Source organism: Chthonobacter albigriseus, from assembly GCF_013839445.1.
In the GTDB taxonomy this organism is placed as follows: Bacteria; Pseudomonadota; Alphaproteobacteria; order Rhizobiales; family Pleomorphomonadaceae; genus Chthonobacter; species Chthonobacter albigriseus.
In genome coordinates this window covers 1,247,892-1,263,800 of the sequence record NZ_JACDIT010000001.1, presented here as the reverse complement: position 1 = coordinate 1,263,800, position 15,909 = coordinate 1,247,892, and the positions used below count along the sequence as shown (strand labels likewise).

The 15,909-nt window shown below is 68.4% G+C and carries 13 protein-coding genes; 3 read left to right on the top strand and 10 right to left on the bottom strand.

The window, feature by feature from the left end:
• Positions 1-19: 19 nt before the first annotated feature.
• The 4 genes from HZ321_RS05640 to HZ321_RS05625 all read right to left on the bottom strand — a co-directional run bounded on the left by HZ321_RS05640 (position 20) and on the right by HZ321_RS05625 (position 4,318).
• Positions 20-748 (bottom strand): SDR family NAD(P)-dependent oxidoreductase, encoded by a 729-nt coding sequence (locus HZ321_RS05640; RefSeq protein WP_181701017.1) that lies wholly within the window; start codon positions 746-748, stop codon positions 20-22.
• A gap of 12 nt (positions 749-760) precedes the next feature.
• The gene (locus tag HZ321_RS05635) at positions 761-1,747 is read right to left on the bottom strand and encodes an ABC transporter permease (RefSeq protein WP_181701016.1); all 987 of its coding nucleotides are present in this window, start codon (positions 1,745-1,747) and stop codon (positions 761-763) included.
• A complete protein-coding gene (locus HZ321_RS05630; protein WP_181701014.1) occupies positions 1,744-3,267 on the bottom strand; it encodes a sugar ABC transporter ATP-binding protein in 1,524 nt (507 codons plus the stop codon). Before HZ321_RS05630 ends, HZ321_RS05635 begins: the two co-directional genes overlap by 4 nt.
• A 121-nt stretch (positions 3,268-3,388) precedes the next feature.
• Complete coding sequence (locus tag HZ321_RS05625; protein ID WP_244635584.1) at positions 3,389-4,318, bottom strand: sugar ABC transporter substrate-binding protein; 930 nt, start codon at positions 4,316-4,318, stop codon at positions 3,389-3,391.
• Between the two features lie 183 nt (positions 4,319-4,501).
• Here HZ321_RS05625 and HZ321_RS05620 point away from each other — a divergent pair, with 183 nt between their 5' ends.
• Both HZ321_RS05620 and HZ321_RS05615 read left to right on the top strand, forming a co-directional pair.
• Positions 4,502-5,458 carry a sugar-binding domain-containing protein gene (locus HZ321_RS05620; protein ID WP_206682722.1) on the top strand — a complete coding sequence of 319 codons (957 nt, stop codon included), beginning with the start codon at positions 4,502-4,504 and terminating at the stop codon, positions 5,456-5,458.
• Between the two features lie 92 nt (positions 5,459-5,550).
• Positions 5,551-6,027: a hypothetical protein gene (locus HZ321_RS05615; RefSeq protein WP_181701011.1), complete on the top strand. Its 477-nt coding sequence runs from the start codon at positions 5,551-5,553 to the stop codon at positions 6,025-6,027.
• An 11-nt stretch (positions 6,028-6,038) separates the two neighbouring features.
• Here the strand turns inward: HZ321_RS05615 and HZ321_RS05610 are convergent, their stop codons facing one another.
• Together HZ321_RS05610 and HZ321_RS05605 are read right to left on the bottom strand one after the other, a co-directional pair.
• Positions 6,039-6,419 carry a rhodanese-like domain-containing protein gene (locus HZ321_RS05610; protein ID WP_181701008.1) on the bottom strand — a complete coding sequence of 127 codons (381 nt, stop codon included), beginning with the start codon at positions 6,417-6,419 and terminating at the stop codon, positions 6,039-6,041.
• A gap of 83 nt (positions 6,420-6,502) precedes the next feature.
• On the bottom strand, positions 6,503-7,399 hold the full coding sequence (locus HZ321_RS05605; RefSeq protein WP_181701006.1) for a PfkB family carbohydrate kinase: 897 nt from the start codon (positions 7,397-7,399) through the stop codon (positions 6,503-6,505).
• 147 nt (positions 7,400-7,546) lie between these two features.
• Between HZ321_RS05605 and HZ321_RS05600 the strand changes: the two genes are divergently transcribed.
• Entirely contained in the window at positions 7,547-8,413 is an 867-nt protein-coding gene (locus tag HZ321_RS05600) for a sugar phosphate isomerase/epimerase family protein (RefSeq protein ID WP_181701005.1), read from the top strand.
• Between the two features lie 23 nt (positions 8,414-8,436).
• On the opposite strand, the gene HZ321_RS05595 is transcribed toward HZ321_RS05600, so the two are convergent.
• From HZ321_RS05595 to HZ321_RS05580, 4 genes are all read right to left on the bottom strand, one after another.
• A complete protein-coding gene (locus tag HZ321_RS05595; protein WP_181701003.1) occupies positions 8,437-11,166 on the bottom strand; it encodes a glycoside hydrolase family 2 protein in 2,730 nt (909 codons plus the stop codon).
• A gap of 322 nt (positions 11,167-11,488) precedes the next feature.
• Positions 11,489-13,591 (bottom strand): family 1 glycosylhydrolase, encoded by a 2,103-nt coding sequence (locus HZ321_RS05590; RefSeq protein WP_181701001.1) that lies wholly within the window; start codon positions 13,589-13,591, stop codon positions 11,489-11,491.
• Positions 13,592-13,596: 5 nt separating this feature from the next.
• A complete protein-coding gene (gene glf / locus HZ321_RS05585) occupies positions 13,597-14,721 on the bottom strand; it encodes a UDP-galactopyranose mutase (RefSeq protein ID WP_181700999.1) in 1,125 nt (374 codons plus the stop codon).
• Entirely contained in the window at positions 14,714-15,724 is a 1,011-nt protein-coding gene (locus HZ321_RS05580; RefSeq protein WP_244635583.1) for a glycosyltransferase, read from the bottom strand. The genes glf and HZ321_RS05580 overlap by 8 nt, the downstream gene beginning before the upstream one ends.
• Positions 15,725-15,909: the final 185 nt, after the last annotated feature.

The following is a 15,909-nucleotide window of genomic DNA, read 5'->3' as shown; positions in this document are numbered from 1 at the left end:
CTTCGAAAGGAGCGATGCGTCAGACGATGCCGCCGTTCACGTCGAGGGTGGCGCCCGTCACGTAGGAGGCGCCAGGTCCGAGCAGGAAGGCGATCGTCTCGCCCACCTCGTCGATCGTTCCCCATCGCCCGAGCGGCGAATTGCGCGCCTGATCGTCGCTCCCCTTCACGTTGTGAGACATCACGGTGTCGATGATACCCGGAGCGACGGCGTTGACGCGAATGCCCTTTTCTCCGAAGGCGCGCGCCAGCCCCTTGGTGATAGAGATCACCCCGGCCTTGGAGGCGGCGTAGTGCAGGCCGTTATGCTTGCCCCCTGTCCGCCCGGCCATCGACGAGAGATTGACGATCGATCCGCCCCGCCCCCGATCGAGGAGCCGCTGCACGAAGCCCTGCGCGACGAAGAAGGTGCCCTTCAGGTTGACCGTCATCAGCCGGTCCCAGGCGTCCATGGTGATGGCGAGCGGCGGCGTCGGATCGGCGATCCCGGCGCAGTTGACCAGTCCGTCGAGCTCGGGCGCCGCCTCGAACGCCACGTCGAGCAGCCGGTCGATCGATGCCGCGCTCGCCACGTCCACGGTCTCCGCCACGATCCGCGCGCTCGTCTCCCCCCGGATGGCGGCGATCAGCGCCTCCGGGATCGGCCGCACGTCCGCGATCACGAGCGTCTGCGCATCGCGTGCGATCCGCCGGGCTGCCGCGAAGCCGATGTTGTCGCGCCCGACGCCGGTGATGAGAACGGAGGTCATGCTATGCGCCACTCACAGGAGCTTGAGCTGAGTCTGGCGGGAGATCACCGACACGGCGGCCAGGATGATCGCGCCCTTGAAGATGTCCTGGATGAAGGTGTCGAGCCCGATCAGGTTGAGGCCGTTGTTGATCACGCCGATGAACAGCGCGCCGAACAGCGTCCCCATCACGGTCGCGATCCCCGGCCGGATCATCGTCATGCCGATGAACACCGTGGCGAGGCCGTCGAGGAGATAGCGCTCGCCGGCATTCGGCTGGCCGGACCCGAGGCGCGCGGCAAGGAGCACGCCGGCGCCGGCCGCGAACACCGCGCAGAGCACCAGCGAGATCGCCTTCAGCCGCCGCGCCGAAAGCCCGGCGAGCTCCGCCGCCCGCGCGTTGCCGCCGACCGCGTAGATGTACCGTCCGAGGAACGACCGCTCCATCACGAACCAGGCGACCGCCACCACCACCAGCATCACGATCGAGATCGCCGGCAACCCGCCCAGATTCGTCGCCCCGATTGCGGTGAAGCTTTCCGGGATGCCGCCGTAGATCGCCTTGCCGCCTGAGACGAGGAAGTTCACCCCGAACAGGATCGACCCGGAGGCGAGCGTCGCGATCAGCGACGGGATGCCGACGACCGTCACCATGATCGCGTTGAACACCCCGACGAGCAGCCCCGCCAGAAGCCCGACCGCCACCGCCAGCGCCGGCGGATAGCCCCACACCATCAGGAGCGGCGCCAGCAGCCCGGCGAGCCCGCAGGCGTATCCGACCGACAGGTCGATCTCCTTGGCCGCGAAGGCGAAGGTGAGCCCCACACCGACGATGGTCAGGATCGAGATCTGCTGCAGGATGTTGGTGAGGTTGCGCACCGACAGGAAGCGGTCGACCCCGATGGCGAAGGCCAGGAAGATCGCCAGGAGCACGATCAGCGTCGAGTAGCGCCTGAGGAAGAGGCCCTTCGATCGCGGCTTGCGGGTCGGGCGCGCGCTCTCGCTGGCTGCCATGGTCATCCCATCCTCCCTGTCGCGCGGCCGGCCATGGCCGCCACGAATGCATCCTCGTGGAACCTGTCGCGGCCGAGCGCGGCGGTGGTTGTCCCGTCGCAGAAAACGCTGACACGGTCGCAGAGGTGCGAGATCTCCAGGAGGTCGGACGACACCACGACGATCGCGACGCCCGCATCGGCGAGCTTCAGGATGATGTCGTGGATCTCCGCCTTGACGCCCACGTCGACGCCCTCCGTCGGTTCCACGAAGATCAGCACCCGATAGGCCGCCCTGGCATCGACGCCGTAGAGCCAGCGGCCGATCGAAACCTTCTGCTTGTTGCCGCCGGAAAGCTCGCCGACGGCCTGCTCCAGCCCGTTCGCCTTGATCCGGAGCTGGGCGAACACGGCCGCCCCGTTCGTCCGCTCGCGCGCGCCCGCCACGATCGGCAGGCCGCCCATCCCGGTGCTCGGCAGATTCACCACGGCCAGGTTCTCGCCGATCGAGTACTCGGCGACGAGCGCCTTCGCCATCCGCTGGTCCGGCACCAGCCCGATCCCGAGTCGCCGCGCCTCCCGCGGATCGTCGATCCTCACCGTCCGGCCGTCCACGGCGATCGTGCCCGTCGTCCGTCCGCCGGCGCCGAACAGCGCCTCGGCAAACGCGATCTGCCCGGCCTCCGACAGGCCGATCAGCCCGACGATCTCCCCTGGCCGCACCTCGAAATCCACGTCGCGGAAACCCGCCCCGGACAGGCCGCGGACCGCAAGCCGCGCCTCGCCCGGCGGCACCGGCGCCCGGTGCCGTTCCTGGAAGGCCTGCGCCGTCGCTCCCAGCATCCGCTGCACCAGATGGGCTTCGTCGAGCCCGCCGGCGTCGGAGGTCTCGACTTTCCGCCCGTCGCGCAGCACGGTGACCCGGTCCGACAGGGCGAGCACCTCTTTGAGAAAATGGCTGATCAGGATGATCACCAGCCCGCGCGCCTTCAGCTCGCCGATCGCGCGGACCAGCATCTCCTTGTCGGCCGCCGGCAGGCTCGCCGTCGGCTCGTCCAGGATCAGCACGGTCGCCGCTGCCCTGAGCGCCCGCACGATCTCGATCACCTTCCGCTCGGCGTAGTCCAGGTCCTCCACCGGGCTCTGCAGGTCGAGATCCCGGTCCGGAAAGAAGTGCGCCGCCGCGCTCACCGCGTCCGCCAGCACGCGCCGCCGGTCGATCACCCCGAGCCGACCCGGCTCCGCGCCGAGCATGATGTTCTCCGCCCCGCTGAGGAACGGCACCAGGGTGCCCTCCTGCGAGACGTACCCGATCCCCGCGTCGAGCGCGGCGCGCGGCCCGTCGAAGCTGCGCGCCGTCCCGTCGATCTCGATGTGGCCGCGGGTCGGCCGGTTCGCGCCGGAAAGGATGGAGACCAGCGTCGTCTTGCCCGCGCCGTTCTCCCCGACGATGGCATGCACCTCGCCAGGCCGGAAGTCGACGCTGACGCCCGAGAGCGCCGTCGTCCCCGGATACTCCTTCACGATGTCGACGAGGCGGATCGTCATCGCCGCTCTCCTTGCGCAAAAAGGCGGGGCGCGAAAAGGCGGGCCGGTGCGGCGGGGCAGGGGAGTGCGCCGCCCGCTTGGCGGACCGGTTTCCCGGTCCGCCCCGGTCCCTCGGCCGCGATCACTTGGTGATCAGCGGCGCGTCCATGTAGGTGGTCTTGGTGGTGAACAGCGTCGCCGGGTCGGTCTTGTCCACGACCACTGCCTGGATCCACTCGCCGACCTGCTTGCCCATCCCCTCGAACGGCTGGGACACGGTGGCGACCATCATGCTGTCCGGCTTCTTCACTGCTTCCACGGCCTGCGGATGCCCGTCGATGCCGGTCACCATCGCCTTGATGCCGTTCTTCTCCAAGACGCCGACGGCCGCGGCCGCCGGCTCGTCCCACGGCGCCCAGACGCCGTTGATCTCTGTCCCGAACCGGGCCGCGTAGTCCTCCATCGTCTTCACGGTGTCCTCGAAGAAAGCCGTGTAGTCGATGTTGTGCTCCGCCAGCACCTTGATGTTGGGGTATTCCTTCAGGATAGCGGCCATCGTCTCGCCGCGCTTGCGCGTGCCGTGGTGCTCGGCCATGCGCAGGAAGATGATGTTGCCCTTCCCGCCCAGGCTGTCCAGCAGGTAGACCGACACCTTGGCCGACATGTCCCAGTTGTTGGTCGTCACGTCCTGGATCACGCCCGGCACCCAGCCGCTGTCGATCGTGAAGATCGGCACGCCGTCGGCCGCCGCCCGCGTGATGATCGCCTCGGAGGCGCGAAGGTCCGCCATCGACAGGATGACGGCGTCGACGCCGCGCTGAACGGCGTTGTCGAGGTTGTTGGCGGTACGCTCGCCCGAGCCGTTGCTGTCCAGGAAGGAGACGTTCCAGTCGCTCTTTCCGCTTTCCTTCAGCCACGCCTCGAAGCCTGCTTTCGCCCGCTGCTCCGACTGAGCCGCGGCGTTGGAGTGAACCCAGGCGATTTCCACAGCCCAGGCAGGAACGGCCGTCACAAGGCAAGCCGCCACCGCTGCGGCGCCCATGAGGGCCCGCGTCATCGTCGTGATCGTCATGTTTTTGTTTCCTCCCCGGTTTCCGCGCTGCGGGACCGTCTGTACTGCGATGCAACAACATTTGTGCATCCACTGCACAGATGTGAAGATTGCTCTTGCCCGGCTGTCGTGTCAACACTTTTGCAAGGACTGCACGGATGTGCTCGAACGCGCGGGACCAGGGGATTCCGGATGTTGGAAAGCGTGCGCGACGATGACCTGCTCGTACAGGTCGCCTGGCTGTACCATGTCGGCGGTCAGAGCCAGGAGGAGGTGGGCCAGGCCCTCGGCATCTCCCGCTTCAAGGTCACCCGTATGCTGGCCGACGCCCGCGAGCGCGGCATCGTGCGCGTGGCGATCGAGCACGAGACCACAGAAACGCTGCTGATGGCCGATCGCCTGCGCCAGCGCTACGGCTTGACCGAAGCCATCGTCACCCCCGGCCTCTCGGTCACGGCCGAGGCCGCACCGTCAGCCGCCCGCAGCGACATCGCCCGCCGCGGCGTCGGCATCGCTGCCGCCGGCCTGCTCAGCCGCATGCTCGCCGCCGAGGACCCGGTCACCATCGGCATCGGCTGGGGGCGCACCATCGCCGCCATGACCAACGCCATCACCGGCGTGCGCAAGAAGGACGCCCGCTTCGTCTCGCTGATGGGCTCGCTCACCCGCACCGCCGCCACCAATCCCTTCGACGTCTGCACCCGCCTGGCCGCTATCGTCGGCGGCGAGGCCTACTTCCTTCCCGCGCCCTTCATCCTCGACAGCGAGGAGGCCTACCGCGTGATCATGGACCAGCGCATCGTCAAGGAGACGCTGGAGGTCGCTCGGGGGGCCGACGCCGCGTTCGTCAGTGTCGGCGAGTGCAAGCCGGACGCGTTGCTCTTCTCCAGCGGCATCATCAGCCCGGAGGAGTTCCAGCGCCTCAAGGCCGCCGGCGCCGTCGCCGACACCACCGGCAAGTTCTTCGACGCCCGCGGCCGGATCGTCGACAGCGACCTCAACCGCCGAACGCCGTCGATCGGCCTGGAAGACCTCCACCGCCAGGACGTCGTCCTGCTCGCCGCCGGCGAGGAGAAGCAGGAGGCGACCCGCGCCTTGCTGCTCGGCGGCTTCGTCAAGCGTCTCGTCGTCGATGGAGACCTCGCCCGCACGCTCTGCTGACCCGGATTCCTCGAAACGCCGCCTTTACCATTCAGGTCCACCCTCAGGGGACTGGCGCGCCCGACCGGCGCTCCTCCGACGGGACGACCCGCATGTCCACCGTATCGCTCTCGGCCAGCTACGCCAGGTCGACCAGCCTCTCCGTCACCGCCTCGGCTCCCGAGGATGGCGCCCCCGCGGAGAACGTCATCCCGAAGTCCGATCCCGTGGCCGACATGCGCCAGAAGGCGCACGACGACGCCAAGGTGATCCGCCGGCTCGACAAGGCGCTGGAGTTCCTGCGCGACGACAAACCCGCGCTCGCCCTCAAGGTGTACAATCGCCTCGGCCGCATGGATAAGGACAACGACAAGGACACAGCGGAGACTTCGCTCTCGCTCCAGTCCGCCGAAATGTCCCGTACCGAGATCTCCATCGACGCCGACGGCATCGAGATCACCCGGTCGAGTTTCTCGTATGCCAACCTGGAGACGGACGACGCCTCGGCCTCCACCCTCAGCCTCAACGTCAGCCGCGCCTACATCGGTTTCGGCAACGCGACCGGCAAGGCCGCCGACCGCGCCGCCTGAAACCGCTCGCTTCAGGACTTGTTCGTCTTGGCGCCCGCCGCGGCCAGGTCCTTGAAGCCGCCGATGTTGTAGACCGACGTGTAACCCATCTCTTTGAGGACCTGTCCCGCCAGCGCGGAACGACCGCCCGACGCGCAGTGCAGCAGGATCGTCTTGTCCTTGGAGAAGGCCGGGTTGTAGTAGGCGCTATCCGGATCCGCCCGGAACTCCAGCATGCCGCGCGACACGTTGACGGCGCCGTCGATCAGCCCGCTCTCCTGAACCTCTGTCGGATCCCGCACGTCGACGACCAGGGTGTTGGCGTCGTTCATGCGCTGGACCGCCTCGTCCGGCGTGAGCTTCGGCACCGCCGCGTTCGCGTCGGCGAGCATGTCCTTCACGGTCTTGGGCATCTTTTCCTCCCGTCCTGGCACCCCCACCGGCGAACGCCAGGATAGCCGAGGTCGATCCGAAAACGTACCAGAAGCTGCAATCGTCACCCCTCCACCAGCAGCGCCGCCATCTCCGCCCGGCTCGGGCAGGACGCCAGCGCCCCCGGACGCGTCACCGACACCGCCGCGGCCCGGTTCGCCCCCGCCGCGGCCCGGTCGAGCGGCCAGCCCATCGCGATCAGCCCCGCGAGCACCCCGGCAAACACGTCGCCGGCGCCCGTCGTGTCGGTCGCTTCGACGGGCACGGCCGCGATGACGCGCTGTCCCGCGTCGTCGGCGACCACCGCGCCATCCGCCCCCAACGTCAGCAGCACGCGACCCGCGCCGCGTGCCATGAGCGCCGCGAGCGCCCGGTCCGGGTCGCTCTCCCCCGTGATCACCCGCGCCTCAACCCGGTTCAGCACCAGGATGTCGACGAGGTCGAGCGGCGGCACGCCCTCCGCCCCGAGCGGGCTCGGGTTGAACAGCACGCGCGCGCCGGCGGCACGTGCCGCGCGCATCGTGCCCGTGGTTGCACCGAGCGTCAGGTTGCCTTGTAGGACGACGATGTCGCCGCTGCCGACGGCGTCATCCAGCAGACCCGCGCCGGCCGGATCGAAGCGTCTCGCGCACTCGACCATGCTCGCGATCAGGTTCTCACCGGCGGGATCGACCAAGATCGCGGACCGGTCGGTCGGCAGATCGAGCCGCGCGAGCCGGGCGGTGCCGATGCCTTCGACGTCCAACTGGGCGGCGATCAGGTCGCCGTCTGCATCCCGCCCCACGGCGGTCCAGAACACCGTCGATGCACCCGTCCGCGCGGCCGCCACCGCCTGGTTAAGCCCTTTGCCACCGAGGCCCACGAAGCCGTGCCGCGCGTTCAGCGTTTCGCCCGGCGCCGGAAACCTGTCGAGCACGAAGGTGAGGTCGACATCGGCATTCCCCACCACGTGCACGGCCATCGCCTGGTTCTCCGGTCTTCTGCGGATCGTCGCGCGACAAGCCTAGTGGCGGACGCACCCGCCCCGCAACAAGGCGCTTGCCCACCGCCCCCGTCCCGGTGTCTCGTTGGGCGTCCGAATAACAACCATACCCCGAGGAAACCCCCGATGCCTTCACGCCCCGACAGAATCCGCGTCGGCATGCACACCAGCCTCTGGGCCTCCGAATGGACCCGCGAGGCGGCCGAGATCGCCATCCCGGAAGCCGCCGAGCACGGTCTGGAGGTCCTGGAGATCGCCCTGCTCAACCCGGCCGCCGTCGATGCCGAGCACAGCCGCCGCCTGTTCGAGAAGCACGGCGTCGAGCCGACCGCCTCGATCTGCCTGCCGTTCGACGTGACGGCGCCGCTCCATCCGGAAAAGGCTGTCGACTTCCTGATGCCGGCGCTCGACAAGGCGCACGCGCTCGGCTGCTCGATCCTCTGCGGCGTCACCTATTCGACGCTCGGCTGGAAGTCCGGCGCGCGTCCTACAGACAGCGAATACGCCAACATGGCCAAGGCCCTGAAGCCCGTCGCCCGCAAGGCTCGGGACTACGGCATGCTCATCGGCATCGAGCCCTGCAACCGTTATGAGACCCACCTGCTCAACACGGCCGCCCAGTCGCTCGCCTTCCTGGAGTGTCTCGACGAGCCGAACGTCACCATCCACCTCGACACCTACCACATGAACATCGAGGAGAAGGGCATCGGCCACGGCGTCCGCGTCGCCGGCGAGCACTGCAGCTACATCCACCTGTCTGAAAGCGATCGCGGCGTCCCGGGCTCCGGTACCATCGACTGGACCGACGTCTTCCGTGCCCTCGCCGAAACCGGCTTCAAGGGCGACCTGGTGATGGAGAGCTTCGTCACGCTGCCGCCGGAGATCGCCTCCGCGCTCTGCGTCTGGCGCGACGTCGCCTCCGGCCGCCAGGAGGTCCTGGAGAAGGGCGTGCCATTCCTGAAGAGCCTGGCGAAGGTCCACGGTCTCGCCTGACCGTGGATCGGGGGCGCGGCGGACTACGCCGCGTCCTCGATCGCCGCCCGGCTCGCCCGCTTGCGCACGGCCAGCGTCACCAGCCCCCGGATCAGCTGCGTGGCGATCGGATCGGCGCCGGCCGCGTCGCGGAACAGCCGGAAGGTCGAGGCCACCACGTGGCCGTTGCCGTAGCCGCGTTCCACTGTCAACGCCACGGGCTTGTGGATCCAGCCGACCACCAGCCCGGCATGCACCCGCGCCTGGAAGTCGATCAGGTTGCAGCCGGAGATCACGTGTGTCGGGATCACCCGGTCGAAGCTCTCGTCGATCAGCGGCCCCCCGGGCAGCGCTTCGAACGGGCCGGTCCGCCGTTGCCACGCGAAGGACGACGCCCAGTCGCCGCCCCAGTGCGTGCCGTTCCGCTCCTGCACACGCACGTTCTGCCAGTGCGGAAACAGCGGCTCCAGCGCCATCTCCGTTTCCGCGACCAGGATCATCGAACCGCCGCCGCGCACGAACCGGCGCAGCCGGTCGTCATGGCCCCGCGCAACCGCCACCTCCGCGTCCTCAAGCCGGTCCACGGTCCGGTAGCCGAGCGCCTTCATGTGCTCCGCGATGTCGGCGTCCCCAGACCAGACAGGGCAGTCCGCGTCGGCCGGCGTGCGCTGCGGATGCAGCGACAGCGGAACGGTGTTCGTGGCGATCTCCGCGCCGTCGGGACCGACCAGCCGCAACGACAGCTCCCGCGTTCCGGCTTCCTGCAATCGCGGCGCGATCACCTCGATCGCGCCGAGGTCGACCACGGCGCCGGGCTGAACTGCCGGCACGTCCACCCGGTGGACGTCGGAGAGCCCGAACTCCAGCCGTGCCCCCTCGATCGGTTGCTTGCCGCCATGCGCGATCGCGCAGCCCAGCCGGATCGTCTCGCCGCCCCAGTAGGCCGTCCGCTCCCACTGCGGCACGATCACGGTGTCCGCGTTGATGGTCGAAAAGCGCTCGTGGAACACCCGCCGGTTCCGCCGCATGTCGAGCAGGCCGTTGGATTCCCAGTGGCAGTCGGTGAACTCGGTGATCACGTAGCCGGCGAGCTCCGGCCGTCGCCGCATCGCCTCGATCTCGTATTTCAACGCCCGGAACTGCTGCCACTGCGCCGCTTCGATGAACGCCTTTAGCGAACCGAAGAACCGGTCGAGACTCCAGTCGGAGAAGCGGATCTCCACCCCGTGCGGGTACATGATCCCGTCGCCCCAGTCGTGCCCGGTCTCGAACCACCAGGGCTCGTTGCCCGCCGCGTCCCGGAGGTCGCGCGGGTCGGGCAGGCCCCAGTTTCCGAATTCCGAGCAGATCACCGGCTCTTGGCCCGTGATCACCGCGTCTCCCTCCTGGCTGTAGAGGAAGGCCTCGCGGCTGGCCAGCCGGTCCACGAAGGCGTCCCAGTTGGCCCGGTGGTCGGGGATGTTGGCATAGTAGTGGTAGTCGGCAATGTCGGTCTCGACGTGGAAGCTCGGCGCCAGCGGCGAGTTGTCGACCACCAGCCGGGTCGGGTCGTAGGCCTTCAGCCACGCGAACGTCCGCTTCAGCCAGGCCCGGTGGTCCGCGTCATGGACGAGGTCGACGCCCCAGTTCTCGTTGATGATCGTCCAGATCACGATCGAAGGGTGGTTGCCGTCCCGATCGACGATCCCCTTCAGGAGCGCCTCCTTCCGCCCGCGCGACCGCTCGGTGGAGAGTCCCCCGTTCGGCAGCTCGGTCCACACCAGAAGGCCCAGCCGGTCCGCCACCTCGTAGTAGCGCGGGTCGGCCGCCTTGATGTGGATCCGGAGGCAGTTGAGCCCGAGTTCCTTGGCCTTGCGGAACTGGTCCTCCAGGAACTCCACCGACGGCACGGTGCAGATCATGTCCGGATAGTAGTCCTGGTCCAGCGCGGCGCGCAGGTAGAGCGGCTCGCCGTTGAGCAGGAAGCGCCCGTCGCGTGTCTCGATGGTGCGGAAGCCGAACGCCTCGCTCGTCCCGTCCGCCTTGGCCCCGCCGCGCAGCGTCGTCACCACCAGCCTGTAGAGGTTCGGCGCATCCGGCGACCACGCACGGACGCTGTCCACCGCGAAGGAAAGGTCCACCTCTTCGCTGTCGGCCTTCGCCGCCACCACCGCCGCCGCGACCGGCTTGCCGTCCGGATCCAGGATCACCGCGTCGACCTCGGTGTCCGCCGGCAGCGGGCTGGCGAAGAACACGCGCGCCTGGACCTCCCCGGTCCCGAGCTCCGGCCGGATCCGCATCCGCGAGATGCGGTCCGCGACCCGGCATTCCAGGTGCACCGACTGCCAGATCCCCGACAGCGGGCCGTACCAGCTCTGCTTGCCGAACGGGATCTCGCCCAGCGGGCTGTCCGGGAACTCCGCCGGATTGTCCGTCGGGCTCTCCACCCGCACCTTGATCTCGTTCTCGCCTTCCACGACCTGCTCGGTCACGTCAAAGGCGAACGGCAGGAAACCGCCCTGGTTGCCGCCGACCGGCGTGCCGTTTACCCAAACCTTCGTGTTGTGGAACACGGCCCCGAACACCAGCCGCACCCGGTCGTGCTTCCAGCCGGCCGGCAGCGTGAACGCGCGCCGGTAGATCCCCACGCCCGCGCGCATGCGAAGATCGGCGAACTGCGCCTGCCAGGGCCCCGGCACGGTGATCGATCGCACCTCCATCGGCCCCGGAACCTGATCGTCCGACACGTGGAGGAATTCCCACGTCCCGTCCAGTGAGATGCGCGCGTTGGTCATGGTCGAAGTCGCGGGTTCTTCCCGCCCCCTTGGATGGTCCGCTACGCCTGCTCGTTCGCGTCCCGCTCCACCGAGATTCAGACCGTGGATCGCGGGCGTCTGCGTACGCAGGTCAATCAATCTTGTCGACGCTTTGCGCCACCGATGATGCCGATTCGCGGCTGAACGATGGCGTCACGACTTCACGAATCGTGAATACAGATGGCCCTTCGGCAGATCTAGACATCATCTGTCGACAAGCTTGCGCTCCAGGTTTGCAAAGCGCAGGAAATACGATCGAAAAACGGTGAATGATGCGCGGCTACAACATTCCTGGACCGCATCATGGCAGGATTCGCCCGCTGCTCGCCACGAAGCGCCCGAGTGCGCTCTCCCGGCTCGGCATCACCTGTCCTCGTTCGGAGGCGAGCCGCACCGCGGCCCGCGACGGCCTCGCCCGATCGGTGTCGCGCCAGCCTCCGAGATCCAGCCCGGCGCGTTGCGCGGTGCGCTCCACGATCTCGTTCCAGTCGTCCTCGTCGTCGTTGACGAGGTGCCAGAGCCCGCTCGCCCCGTCGATCAGAAGATCCAGCGCGGCATGGGCGAGGTCCGGTCCGTAGCTGAACGAGGCCGCCGGCTGCGCCCCGGCGAGCCCCGCCCCGCGACCGAGCAGCGAGGCGATCGTCCGGTGCACCGGATGCGACGGCGTTGCGGCCGACAGGATCGGGCCGCAGCGCACCACCAGGGCCGCCGGATGCGCCGTGAGGCTGTCCCGCTCCAGCGCCGCCAGGAAATGCCCGTGGTCGCAGCGCGGCGCCACCGGGTCGCTTTCCACATAGGGCCGTGCCAGCGACCCGTCGAACACCTTCTCGCAGGAGAACAGCAGGTAAGGCACGTGCCGCCGGCCGCAAAGATCGGCTAGCCGCGTCCCGTCCGCCTCCACCTTCTCCGGCGCGCGGATGTCGACGACTGCCCAGATCCGGCCCCGGGCGAGGTCGCCTGAAAGTCCCGCGTCGTCGCTCCGGAAGACATGGTGGAGCCCGCGCACCTCGCAGACCTGCGCAAGGCCCGCGCCGAACACGCTGGTCTCCGCCCCGACGATCAGGATCCGCCGGCCTGCCGATGCGAGCACCGGCTCCGGTTTGGGCACATGGCCGTAGAGCCGGTTCGGCCGATGCCACCAGCCGGTTCCCTCCAGCACCGGATGCTCGTCGCCGCTCCGCCCGGCAAGTCGCCGGATCAGCCCGCCGATCGCCGTTCGCCGTGGCGGATCATGCCGGACGTCGAAGGCGCCGGGTTCGTAGTGGCCGTTGCGCCGGGTCAGGAGCGAGCTCCAGTCCACCACGCCGAACAGCGCCCACGCCGTCACGGCCCGCACGTCCGCGCCTTCGGCCTTCACCGAAACCGCGGCCGCGTGGCATTCCTTCAGCCAGCGCAACTGCTCTTCCCGGCTGCAGCCGTGGTGCGCCTCGGTGATCGCGCAAGGCCGCCCGTATCGCCTCCAGAGGTCCCGCAGCCGGGCTTTCGGTCCGATGTCGTCGTCCGGAATGCCCGATCGCACCGCCTCCACGTCCGCATAGCGCTGGAAGGCGTTGCCGCCGTGATGATGCGCGGCATGCAGGTCGAGCCGGTCGTCGAGGAAACGCTCGCTCGTCAGGTAGTGGTTCATGCCGAAGATGTCAGGCGGCGAGGCGTTCTCCTCGAAGAAGTCGAGCTCGGCGTCCCCGATCCCGGCGAGGCCGAGATCGTGCCGGAGCGGGTGGTCCCGCCTCACCATTCCGGTCAGGAGATCGAACGACAGGAACCGCCGCTCGTTCTCGAAGTCGGCCTGGTATGCTAGCCCGGGCCGGGCGAACGTCTTGCCGAGATCCTCCGTCTGGATCAACCGCGCGGCGGGGTTCACCGCCCGGATCGCGGCCATCGCCAGCACCACCGCTCGGCACTGGTTGAGCGTCGCCTTCAGGAACAGCCTGTGGTCCCGGGCATGCGGATACCAGTGGCCGTAGAGCGCGCTGAATCGCGCCGTGGTCAGGGGCTCGTTCACCGGCGTGTAGTCGCCGACCCACGGATACCGCGCGGCCACCGCCGCCGCATGGGCGGCCAGCTTCTCCGGGAAAGCCGGGTCGAGCAGGTCGGTCCCGCGCGGCCCGCTGCCATGGTGGACCAGCCCGACGATCGGCCGGATGCCGAGCGCCCGCAGCCGGTCGAGCCGCGCGTCGTGCCAGGCCCAGCCCCGATGGTGGGGGTGGCGCGGGTCGAGGCTCTCCCACAGCACGGGATAGCGAAGCGCGCTGATCCCGAGCTCGGCCACCGCGTCGAGGTCTTCGATCCGGTGCTGGTGCCCGGTCTCGAACACCTGATCGCGCCAATCGTCGCCGATCCGGGCGATGGTGGATTCCACCCCTCCCCAGATCTCGATACCCTCGGGTGCGGCTGCGCCGTTCAAGGCGCCTACTCCGCCGCGGCGCGGATCGGCCGCTCCAGGCCGTCCTCGATCCGCCGGAAGGTGGCGAGCGCCTGCCCGACCACCTGGTCCATGTTGTAGTAGCGATAGGTCGCCAGCCGCCCGACGAACCAGACGTCTTGTTCCGCGTCGGCGAGGGCTTCGTAGCGTTTGTAGAGCGCAGCGTTCTCCGGCCGCGGTACCGGATAGTAGGGGTCGCCGTCGTCGCTCGGGTATTCGTAGGTCAGCGACGTCCGCGGGTGGCTCTGCCCCGTCAGGTGCTTGTACTCGGTGACCCGGGTGAAGTCTTCCGTCTGCGGATAGTTCACCACGGCCACCGGCTGGTGCCATTCCCGGTCCACCGTCACGTGCTCGAAGCGCAGCGATCGGTAGGGCAGCTTGCCGAAGCGGAAGCCGAAGTACTCATCGACCGGCCCGGTATAGATCATCCGCCGGAACGGCACGCGGTCGCGGATCTCCTTGAGATCCGTGCCGAGCCGGATCTCGATGTTCGGGTGGTCGAGCATCCGTTCGAACATCCGCGTGAACCCTTCCGCCGGCATCGCCTGGAAGCGGTCCCCGAAGTAGCGATCGTCCTCGTTCGCCCGCGTCGGCACCCGCGCGGTCACCGACTTGTCGAGCTCCGACGGGTCGACGCCCCACTGCTTGCGGGTGTAGCCGCGGAAGAACTTCTCGTAGAGGTCCCGCCCCACGCGCGCCAGCACCACATCCGCCGAGGTCCGGATCTCCTCGATAGGCTCGACCCGTGCGGCGAGGAATGCCTCCACCTCCGCCTCGCTGGACAGCGAAAGGCCGTAAAGCCGGTTGATCGTGGTCCGGTTGATCGGGATCGGCAGCAGCTGCCCGTCCACCATCGCCAGCACCCGGTGTTCGTAGGGCCGCCAGTCGGTGAAATCGGACAGGTAGGCGAAGATCGCCTCCGAGTTCGTATGGAAGATGTGCGGTCCGTACTGGTGGATCAACACACCCGCCGCGTCGGGTGTGTCGAAGGCATTGCCCGCCACGTGCGGGCGGCGATCGATCAGGAGCACCCGATCGCCGCGCACCCGCGCCAGCCGTTCGGCCATGACGCTGCCTGCAAAGCCAGCGCCGACGACGAGCCAGTCATGCACTGATCGCCACTCCCGTCTTGAGCGCGGGCGTCTCGGTGTCCTCGTCGGCGGCGAACCCACCTGCGGTCGCCATGATCCGGCTCATCTCCGCCCAGGTCTTGTCCCAGGACATGTCGGAGAGGACGCTGTCCACCCGCGTCCGCCAGTCGGCCTTGGGCCCGGCGAGCATTCGCTCCAGCGCGCCCACGGCCTCCTCGGCGGTAGCCGCGATCTCCACCAGGCCCCGGTCGCCGTAGGGCGCGACCACGTCGCGGATCGGCGTCGACACCACCGGAAGGCCGGCGGCCAGGAACTCCGGCGTCTTGGTCGGGCTGATGTAGCGCGTCGCCTCGTTCATCGCGAAAGGCATGAAGCCGACGTCCCAATGGCCGAGGTAGGCCGGCAGGTCGTCGTAGCGCTTGCTGCCCAACCAGTGGATGTTGGCCGCGCGCGGCAGGTCTGCCGGGTCGATCTTCACCACCGGCCCGAGGAACACGAACTGCCAGTCCGGCCGCGCCGCTGCGACCGCGCCCACCAGGTCGATGTCCATCCGTTCGTCCACCACCCCGAAGAAGCCGATCCGTGGCCGGCCGATTCCGGCCTGATCGGCGGGATCGGCGAGCGTCGATTTCCGCGCTGCCGCGAAGTGCTTCGCGTCGATGCTGCTGGGGAAGGCGTGAACGCTGCGGTGCTTGTCGCGCTTGGCCTCGAACAGGCTGCGCCCGCCGGTGAACACCAGGTCGGCGCGCGTCATCAGCAGCTGTTCGAGCCGGCGGAGTTCGACCGGAGCCCCGCGGAATGCCGAGAGCTCGTCCATGCAGTCGTAGACGATGAGGTCGGCATCGGCTTCCGCACTGAACAGCAGCGCCATCGGCGTGTAGTACCAGAAGATCGAGGGCTTTCCGCGGTGGGCTGCCTGCACCCGCTCCAGTGCTCGCCGCTGCACCTCGATCGCCATCCGCTCCGAAGTGCCCGGCGGCAGAACCGGCACGACGACCGTAACGCCCTCCGGCTGCAGCTTCATGTCGATGCGTGGTGCACGGACCGAAGCATCAATTTTGGGCTCCTCGATAAAATAAACGTCATTTTTCCGCGCTGCGCGCGTCAATAAATGCTGTGGCCGCTGAAAAACAAAATCCCATCGAAGATGTGAAAAACAAATGAGTACGGAATCTTTTCGATGAGACGTTTGATACATGGTGGCCTCCG